Source organism: Archangium sp. (genome assembly GCF_036389735.1).
In the GTDB taxonomy this organism is placed as follows: Bacteria; Myxococcota; Myxococcia; order Myxococcales; family Myxococcaceae; genus Archangium.
Window position 1 is genome coordinate 1 of sequence record NZ_DASVWK010000660.1, and the last position, 9,367, is coordinate 9,367.

Annotated in this window: 7 protein-coding genes; 3 read left to right on the forward strand and 4 right to left on the reverse strand. The window is 69.9% G+C overall.

Annotated features, from left to right (window positions below):
• The first annotated feature begins 123 nt into the window (after nucleotides 1-123).
• Nucleotides 124-1,674: a transcription termination factor Rho gene (rho, locus tag VF794_RS23125; protein ID WP_331113891.1), complete on the forward strand. Its 1,551-nt coding sequence runs from the start codon at nucleotides 124-126 to the stop codon at nucleotides 1,672-1,674.
• Between the two features lie 65 nt (nucleotides 1,675-1,739).
• Here rho and VF794_RS23130 read toward each other — a convergent pair whose 3' ends face one another.
• Entirely contained in the window at nucleotides 1,740-3,347 is a 1,608-nt protein-coding gene (locus VF794_RS23130) for a serine/threonine-protein kinase (RefSeq protein WP_331113893.1), read from the reverse strand.
• Between the two features lie 246 nt (nucleotides 3,348-3,593).
• On the opposite strand from VF794_RS23130, the gene VF794_RS23135 reads away from it, so the two are divergent.
• Entirely contained in the window at nucleotides 3,594-3,968 is a 375-nt protein-coding gene (locus tag VF794_RS23135; protein ID WP_331113895.1) for a glutaredoxin domain-containing protein, read from the forward strand.
• 204 nt (nucleotides 3,969-4,172) lie between these two features.
• The gene (locus VF794_RS23140; protein ID WP_331113897.1) at nucleotides 4,173-4,661 is read left to right on the forward strand and encodes a CBS domain-containing protein; all 489 of its coding nucleotides are present in this window, start codon (nucleotides 4,173-4,175) and stop codon (nucleotides 4,659-4,661) included.
• Between the two features lie 30 nt (nucleotides 4,662-4,691).
• Here the strand turns inward: VF794_RS23140 and VF794_RS23145 are convergent, their stop codons facing one another.
• The 3 genes from VF794_RS23145 to VF794_RS23155 form a co-directional block, all read right to left on the reverse strand.
• A complete protein-coding gene (locus VF794_RS23145; protein WP_331113899.1) occupies nucleotides 4,692-5,912 on the reverse strand; it encodes a heparin lyase I family protein in 1,221 nt (406 codons plus the stop codon).
• Nucleotides 5,913-6,201: 289 nt separating this feature from the next.
• Nucleotides 6,202-8,178: a hypothetical protein gene (locus tag VF794_RS23150; RefSeq protein ID WP_331113901.1), complete on the reverse strand. Its 1,977-nt coding sequence runs from the start codon at nucleotides 8,176-8,178 to the stop codon at nucleotides 6,202-6,204.
• A 210-nt stretch (nucleotides 8,179-8,388) separates the two neighbouring features.
• The coding region (locus tag VF794_RS23155) for an ATP-binding domain-containing protein (RefSeq protein WP_331113903.1) at nucleotides 8,389-9,367 on the reverse strand (979 nt) is incomplete at its 5' end.

The following is a 9,367-nucleotide window of genomic DNA, read 5'->3' on the forward strand; positions in this document are numbered from 1 at the left end:
TGCCCCGTGCGCAGGCTGTCCCGAGGACCCCGCGCCGGGCTTCTGTCCCACAGACTTCGACCTCGCGCGTTTCCGGCCGGGGGGATTTTCTCCCAGGGGACGTGCCCGTACTTCCGCACAAACATGAGCGAAACCGACAACCGCGATCCCCGAGACCTGCCGCCCCCCATGGCCGCCCGAGCCGAGTCGCCTCCCGACATGGACGACGGTGATGACGAGGGAGATGACGGCTCCGACGAGGGCGAAGGTGGGGCGTCCACCCCGGGCCAGCCCGGTGGAGGCCCGCAGCAGCCCGGCCAGGGTGGAGGGCGCCGCCGCCGCCGCCGTCGTCGCCGCAAGGGCCCCCAGGTCCAGTTCACTCCGGATGGGCAGGCCTACCGCCTGGTGCCCGGTCCGGACGGGCAGCAGCAGCAGGTGTTCCTCACGCCGCAGGAGCTTCAGCAGCACCAGCAGCGGCTGGCCCAGCAGCAGCAAGCCCAGCAACAGCCCCAGCAACAGCAACAGCAGGCGCCACAGCAGCACCACCATCCGCACCCGGGTGGGCAGCCGAGGCAGCAGCAGCCGGCCCCCCAGCCCTCGCTGACCCCGGTGGAGGGCGTGCTCGACACCGAGGTGAAGGGCCCCAACGCCTTCCTGCGTCAGCTCAAGCGCAACCTGCTGCCCTCGCCGGACGACGCGGAGCTTCCGAAGAACCTGGTGCAGAAGCTGCGGCTGCGCCCGGGCCAGTACCTCCACGCCTACGCGCAGATGAAGGGCAACAAGGGCATCATCCAGCGCGTGGAGCAGGTGGACGGCCGCCCGCATGAGCAGATGGGCCGCCTGCCGCACTTCGCGGACCTGACCTCCATCGATCCGTTGGATCGCCTCAAGCTGGAGAACGGGCACAAGGAGATGGTGACGCGGGTGCTGGACCTGATCGCCCCCATTGGCAAGGGCCAGCGCGCGCTCATCGTGGCGCCTCCGAAGACGGGTAAGACGATCATGCTCCAGCGCATCGCGCAGGCGATCGTGTCCAACCATCCGGAGGTCCACCTCATGGTGCTGCTCATCGACGAGCGCCCCGAGGAAGTGACGGACATGCGCCGCAGCATCAAGGCCGAGGTGCTGGCCTCGAGCTCGGACCGGCCCACGGGCGACCACCTGAAGATCGCCGAGCTGGCGCTGGAGCGGGCGCGGCGGCTGGTGGAGGCCGGCAAGGACGTGGTCATCCTCCTGGACTCCATCACCCGACTGGCGCGCGCCTACAACAAGGAAGTGGACAACTCGGGCCGGACGCTCTCGGGCGGCGTGGACAGCCGCGCGCTGGAGCGGCCCAAGCGCATCTTCGGCGCGGCGCGAGCCACCGAGGAGGCCGGCAGCCTGACGATTGTCGGCACGGCGCTCATCGACACCGGCAGCCGCATGGACGAGGTCATCTTCGAGGAGTTCAAGGGCACCGGTAACTCCGAGGTGACGCTGGACCGGTTCCTGGCGGAGAAGCGCATCTTCCCGGCCATCAACATCGGCCAGTCCGGCACGCGCAAGGAGGAGAAGCTCTTCACCCACAAGGAGTACGAGAAGGTGAAGAAGATGCGCCAGATGCTCTTCGCGGTGAAGCCCGTGGAGGCCATGGAGGCGCTCGTCAAGCGGCTGAGCCGCTACACGTACAACGACGAGTTCCTCGAAGAGCTGTGAGCGGCTGAGCTGCTCCGGGGCCCGTTCCAGCCAGTCACCTGGCGGGGGCGGGCCCTTCGTCTTTCCTACGCCACGCGACCAATCAGCTCCGTCACCAGCGTCTGCGTCCCGGTGAGGGCCGAGGGTTCGCCACGCCGATTCCGGGCCGACTCCATCGCGCCACCCTGGGCCAGCCACCAGCGCTCGGCGTCCTCCTCCGTCCACCTGCCCGCGTCCGCGCAGGCATCCAGCGCGAGCCGCAGCTCGCGGGCGGAGGCGAAGCGGTCCCCGGGATGCTTCGCCAGACAGCGCATGAGGACTTCACACAGGTCGCGAGGCAGCTCGCGCCCCAGCCGCACGCTCGGTGGAGTGGGTGCCGTGTGCAGGTGGTGCGAGCAGATCTCCGTCGAGGAGCTGCCCTCGAAGACATGGCAGCCGGTGAGCAGCGCGTAGCCCACCGCCCCCAGCGAGTACAGGTCGCCCCGCGCATCCACCCGCCCGGGGGAGATGATGGCCTCCGGCGCGAGGTACAGCGGCGTGCCGACGACGAGGTGGACGCGCTGGGGGGACGCCTCCTCGGAGCCCCCCACTTCCTTCACCAGCCCGAAGTCGAGCACCTTCACCAGATCCGGCAGGCCGCGCCTCCGGCACAGGAAGAGGTTGGCCGGCTTGATGTCGCGGTGGAGCAGTCCCGCCCCATGTGCCTCCTCCAGCGCCCCACACACCTGGCGCAGGATGTGGATGACACGCGCGGGAGGCTGGGGCCCATCCACCGAGAGCAGCCCGTCCAGGTCCACGCCCTCCAGGTACTCCATCACGTAATAGAAGCGGCCGTCCGCGGTGTGCCCGTAGTCGTAGATGGCGATGGTGTTGGGATGGGTGAGCTGGCTGGTGAGCTGCACCTCGCGCTCGAAGCGCTCCAGGCCATGACCATCCGCGTCCGGACGCAGCAGCTTGATGGCGGTGCGGCGGCGCAGCAGGGCGTGGCTGGCCAGGAACACCTCGCCCATGGCACCGGCCCCGAGCTGCTGGAGCAGCGTGTACTGGCCCAGCTTCTGCGCGGCCTGCACCTCCCGGCGCAGACCGTAGATGACGCGGGAGACCAGGGTGGCCATGGTGACGGCGACCCCCCCCCAGAGCAGGGCATCGAGCGTGGGCAGGAGGGAGTCGGTGTCCCCTCGCGCATGGGCGAGCAGGGCGACGACGATCCCATCCGGCAGGGCGCCGAGCAGGGAGATCCAGAACGTCCTGCGCACGGAGCTGGGGACGATGACCGCGTGGCTGATGAGCGTACCGTTGGTGGCCAGCAGCAGGGACAGGGTGTCGCGGTCGAAGTAGGCGTCCAGCTTGAGGAGGAAGAGCACGCCCAGCAGCCCCGCGCTGTCCAACCAGGACAGGGTGCGCAGGGAGCGGGGGGCCTTCCGGCACAGGAGCCAGAGGACGAGCGCGAGCAGGGAGCCGATGAGGTGGAAGGAGTACGCCGGGTCCACCAGGGCGCTGGACCACGGCACCCCGACCATGAAGACGGCGGCCAGGGAGGTGCAGGCGTAGAAGGCGAAGGCGAGCAGGAAGAGCGCCTTGTAGAGCAGCTCCAGCCGACCCTGGAGGAAGGCGCGTGCCTCCTCGGAAACGAGCGAGGTGGCATCCAGGGAGTGAGGCGACGAGAATTGGGGCCTGACCGGGGAGAGCTCCATCGCCCCCCCGGTCGACACCACCCGGACGGGCCGTGAGGATCCCCCCCAGGGACCGAGCAGGCATCGACTCCGCGAGAGGGTGGCCAGGCCAGCATCGACGTGCGCGCGGGAGGAACCGGCATCATCCAGGCGCTTGGGGTTCGTCGCGCTCGGCTCGCCGTCACCAGCCTGACCACCCGCTCCGCTCACAAGAGAGACGTGGAGATCGCTGACTCCTGACGCGCCCCGGGCTAGGTTGCCTGCCCCATGACAACCCCCCGCTCTACCCTGTCCCCGGACAAGCGCACCCCCGCCGTCGCCGAGGCGACCGCCAACTTCCACCGGGACGTCGTCGACCAGGTCCGCACCGCCGTGGAGAAGGACCCCGTGGTGGTGGTGGGCATGGCGCAGAACCCCTTCGTCAAGCGGGTGCGCCAGGCCCTCACCGAGGCCGGTATCCAGTTCACCTACCTGGAGTACGGCAACTACTTCGGCCAGTGGAAGCAGCGGCTCGCCATCAAGATGTGGAGCGGGTGGCCGACCTTCCCGCAGGTGTACGTCCGTGGCGTCCTCATCGGAGGCTTCGAGGATACGCGCAAGGCGCTGGACGACGGCTCGCTCCGCAAGCTGCTCGGCGGCTAGGCGTTGACACGTCGCGTCGGCGCCTCGGGCCCGCATGGGTTGCGCGAGGAGCCGGCCTACACGCAGGGCCTGCGCGGGCGGGCACCTACCTCCCCTCGGGGGAGCAATGGCAACCACCTTGCACTGGAAGGGCTCGACATCGGGCCTCCAGGAGCCTGGTCGTGGTGGCCAGACGCGGACGGGGGCCCTCGAAAAGGAGCCCCCATGCGCGCCGCCCTGATGACCGACCTCCCCTACGTCCCCGATGAGCTGGAGGGGCTGCCGGTCCCGGCCCTGTTCACGGTGGACGAGGTGATGGCCCGGGAAGTGCTCGCCGTCCACCCGGACACCAGCCTCCAGACCGCCGCCGAGCTCATGCTGGAGCACGGCATCAGCGGCATGCCCGTGGTGGATGACGAGGGCCAGCTGGTGGGCATGGTGTCCAAGACGGACATGCTGCGTCACCAGTTCGAGGACAGCGAGGTCTCCGTCGGGACGCTGCCCTCCGGCCAACACCTGCTGGAGGACACCATCGTCGAGGAGGTGATGACGCCTCAGGTGCTCGCCGTGCGAGAGGGTGCCTCGCTCGTCGACGCCGCGAAGATCCTGGTCGAGGCCGGGCTCCACCGCGTGCCGGTCATCACCCGGACGGGCGCCCTGGCGGGGCTCATCTCCACCTCCGACATCGTGCGGTGGGTGGCGGGGCTGCCGTAGACACGGAGGAGCCCCGCACTCCCCCGCGGGCTACTGGGCCGTGGCCAGCGTGGTCGCGGGCCGCACGTCCTGGAGCGTGCGGCCCTGGATGAACCCGTCGTGGTAGACGATGCCCACCGGAGCAACGGTGCTGTTCCGGTAGAGGCCCAGCTTCAGGTAGTTGGTCGTCCCGCTGTACATGGTGGCGATGTAGCGCTTGGGCAGGACGAGCTGGCCGTTGTGGTACAGCTCGACGAAGCCCACCTTCGCGTCGGGCGACCACTTCACGTGGAAGATGAAGTCCTGCCACTGGCCGCGCACCAGCGGCGCGCTCCACACCACGGTGCTGCCGTTGGCGCGCAGGTAGAGGGTCTCCCCGTTGACGTAGAACTCCATCGGCGGCGAGCCGCAGCAGCCGCTGTGGTGCCACTGGGTGAAGATCTGCCAGGTCTTCGCGCTCGGGAAGTCCGAGGCGAACATCGTGCTCCAGCGGTAGAAGAACTCATCCCCCGCCTTCTCGCCCGTCATCCTCACCAGCTCGTTGCGGTTGCCGCTGGCGCTGATGGGGTTGTCCCCCTGCTTCACGGTGACCTTGATGGCGTAGCGGCCCTCGCGCGCCGGCGAGGGCACCACCTGAAGCCGGTCCGAGCTGACCATCTGCGTGCTGCTCCACTGCGAGCGGTCGCCCGTCTCGAAGTCCCCGCGCCACACGACGCCGGGCGTCGTCGTCCCGGTCCCCGAGGAGGCGGCGCCGCAGGGGCGGGCCTCGGCGATGCTCGCCCAGTCATTCAGGGTGTTGCCGTTGACGGTGATGCGCACGCGGCGCGCGGTACGGGCGGCGAAGGCGTACGTCTCGGCCGACGTCGTCGTGCCGCTGCTCTTGCCGGTGTAGACCGGCGTGTACGTGAGCCCATCCAGGGAGGTGGACACGACGAAGTTGCTCGCGCGCTGGTTTCCCGAGTGCCAGGCGATGGTCACGCCCGAGAGCGTCTTGTTGGAGCCCAGGTCGTAGTCGAGCCACGAGCCCTTGCCGAGGTTGCTCCAGCGCGTGTCGAGCCGGTCATCGCGCGTGTTGTCCGGGACGTTGCCGTCGTGGCCGCTGGCGATCACCGAGGAGGTCGGGAGCTGCGTGCAGTTCGACGCGGTCAGCGCATCTTCCGCGGTGCCCGTCGTCAGGGAGGCGTCGGCGGAGGCCAGGTCATCGGCGTTTCCGCAGCCAGCGGCACCAGCGAGGACGAGCAGCGCTTCAACCAGCAGGAGAGTCTTCTTCACGTGGGAGTCCTTGGGGAGATAAAGACAGACAAGTGTTGAGGCCAGGCCGCGCGAGGCGGTCGGCGGAGAGGGCTCGGCGTGGTTCTGGAGACGCACCTTCCCCGTCGCGCGAATCAGGGACGAGCCCTGAACGCTGAGAGGAATTGCGCGTGGGGGTGTGACTCCTTCAAGAGCCCGCGACAGGCACGGGCGTGATGAGGTGTTGAAGGATCATCCACCAGGTTTGATCAGCAATCAACACACCGCGTCAAGCCCGGGTGAAGGGCGAGCGGGCATTGAGTGCGAGGTCTCAGCTCGGGAATGCGTTATTCGCCCGTCCCACGGACTGCTCGTGGAGGTGCTCCAGGAACTCGGGCACCAGCGAGGCGGCGATGATCCACAGGCAGGGCCGCGCCGAGGGGTCATCGTGCAGCCGGGCCGCCTCCGCGTAGTCGCCGTCGTCCTCGCACAGGTAGAGGAAGGACGTGCGCCCGCGGAGCGCGTACCAGCGACGCGCCTCGTCCAGCAGCGCCACGTAGGCATCGCGACCCTCCGGCGCGAGCGAGACCAGGCGCGCGGCATCGAGCAGGCCCACGAGGCTCGTGCCGGGATGCCCCAGCTCGAGCACCAGCGCGGCGATGGGAATCCCCTCGCGGCGGGCCACCAGGATGCGCCGCTCCCGCTCCAGCCCCTCGCCCTGCCAGACCCGCGCGACGCTCCACAGGTCCAGCCGCTCCCGGGTGAAATCCAGCGCCTCCACGTAGCAGGCCGGACGGGTGCGGGTGAGTTCCCCCGCCAGCAGGTACTTCTCTCCAATCGTCGCGGCACCGATCTCCAGCTCCCCCACGGGCTGGCCGCTCGGCTCCTCGCAGTGGGCGGTCATCATCCGCAGCGGCATCACCAAGGACTGGCCACCGTCCTGCATCCGCCGGGCGAAGCGCACGTGCGTCCGGTCCACCCAGGGCACGGAGGACTCGGCGTAGCAGAGCACCCAGCGGAGCTCCGGGTCCGACTGGGCGTGCTCCAGCGTGCGCAGGTAGGTGTCGCTCAAGATCCGCCCCGGCACCTGAGGGGCATGGTCGGGCTGCGCGGGTCGCTGGCTGAGCTGGTGCAGCAGCCAGGAGTGGCGGTAGGGCTTCATCGAGGAGAGCGATGCCTCCACGCCCCGCTCCGAGGGCCACACCGTCTGGCAGAAGAGTTGGGGGAGCCGCGCCGCGTGCCTGCCCAGGTCGAAGAAGCTCCGGCGGAGCGCGTCGAAGTGCTCGGCCGAGCCGCTCGCCCGGTGGATGGAGCCCGAGGCGGAGTACAGCTCCCACAGCGGTGCGAGGAAGTCCTCGCTGGAGCGCGCGGAGGGGCTGAGCGCCTGGGAGACGAGGCCCGTCCACAGTACGGCGTCCCGCTCCGTACGAGGCCGGATCTCCAGGCCCACCACGCGCCCCCCATCGCTTCGCGCCGACGACACGTGGCGCACCTCGCCGCTCAAGTAGAAGCACTCGCCGTCGGCCCGCTCCACCTCGAGCGGCAGGAAGAGCCCAGGGAACATCAAGTCATCCGGCTCGCCGCGCAGCGCCAGCCCGGAGAAGGAGAGGTCGACGACCTCGCGCTCCTTGCGTCCCAGCTCCTTCCACAGCGGATGGTCGAAGCGGGCTCGCAGCTTCGGGGGTGCCGGCACGCGACGGTGCCAGCGGTGGCGCACCCTCCACAGCCGCTCGGGCAGCGGCGTCACCAGCCACCCGCCCCGGGCGATGGGCCCCGCCAGCCGCATCCGATAGGCCGAGTTGTAGCCGACCACCTCGATGTCATAGGGCGGCTCACCCCACTCCACGCCCGGCTCGTCGCAGCGCCAGTGCAAGAGGCTCCGCGCCGCGTCCATCCGCTCCAGCATCACCCGCACCGTCCGGCCCGGCCGGCGCAACACGCCCCGGTTGTTCATGGCGGAGATGACCGTGAGGATGGACTCGATGCGCTCGCTTCCCGTCACCTCCTCCAGCACCGGACGGGGCGAGGCCTCGGGCTCGGCACCGCCGCGCAGGACCGCGTCGTCCAGCAGCGAGAGGATCCGCCGCCCCTGCTCCAGGGAGACCTCGACGAACTGGAGGCCCAGCGCTCCTCCCTCGCCCCACCGGGGCTCGCCCACCAGGGGGCCGATCGTCGTTCCTCCCGCGTCGAGGCACACCCGCGGCGTCCGCTCGCCCGCCAGTGCGCCCGCCGCGCCGCCGGACTGGGTCCACACCGTCGTGGGGCTCAGCAGCGTCGCCCGGCCCAGCACCGCACCGTGCTCCGGCAAGACCACCTGGATGTCCTCAGGACCATGGAGCGAGTACCCCGAGTACATGGAATTCCCCCCTGCGAGTCGTCCAATCCCTTGCACGCGCGAGGAAACATACCCGGTGAAGACCCGTCAAGGACTCTCGCCGAAAGTCATTGGGCTGACAGAGAGAGCACCCATGCCATGGAAAAGCTTCACTCCCGCCGCGCTGTAAATCCAGACGGGGGCTCAAACCCCGGCAAGCAGGGGAGAACGGACCCCGGCCGAGACGACCCAGAGCTGGTGCGAGGTGCGGGTGATGGCGATGTGCAGCCTGCGGCGCGCCTCGTCGTTGGCCGGGTAGGCCCGAGCCGTCGCGTCCGGGATGACGACGTAGTCGAACTCGAGTCCCTTCACGTTGTCCACGTCCGTCACGTCGACGCCCGGCTCGAAGGTGAATCCGCCCTCCAGCACCAGGCGGGCCCAGGACATGTCCGCGAGGACCCCATGGAAGGCGCGGGCCTGCTCCGGGCCACTGGCGATGACGCCGATGGAGGCGTGTGGCTCGCGCTCGACCAGGTCGCGCAGCGCCTCGCCGATGAACAGGTGCGCCTGGGCCTCGTCCGGGAAGTGGTGGAAGCCCACGGGTGTCCCCTCCCGACCCGCCTGCACCGTGGCCGCGGGAGCCAGCGGGCCGAGCACCTTGCGCGCCAGCTCCGTTACCGGCCTCGGGCAGCGGTAGGAGACCTGGAGCCGCAGGGTGGCCGCGTCGCGGATACCCAGCTCCGTGAGCACCGCGGGCCACCCCGCGAAGCTCGTCGTGGTCTGCTGCATCTCGTCGCCCGCGAGCGTGCAGCTCCGGGCCTCGCCCAGCAGCTTGCCCACCACGAACAGCTCGAAGAGGGAGAAGTCCTCGGTCTCGTCCAGCACCACGTGCACCAGCCGCCCCACGGCGCCCAGGTTGCCCCCCTGCGCCCGGAGGAACAGCAGGAGCGGGAGGTCCTCGAGGTCCAGGGTGCCGGCCAGCTCGTCGGGCGTGTCGCTCTCGAGGGACTTCCCGTCGAGCGTCTGGAGCCGCTCGGGGTCCACCCCGTCGAGCTCGCGCGCGAGCGGCGTGGCGATCTGCAGCATCGTGTGCCGCACCGTCTCGTCGACGGCCGTGAGCGGCAGGTCTCCTTGCGAGTAGGAGACGACGCTCTCCAGGAAGCGCCGGTCGGTGAAGAGCTCC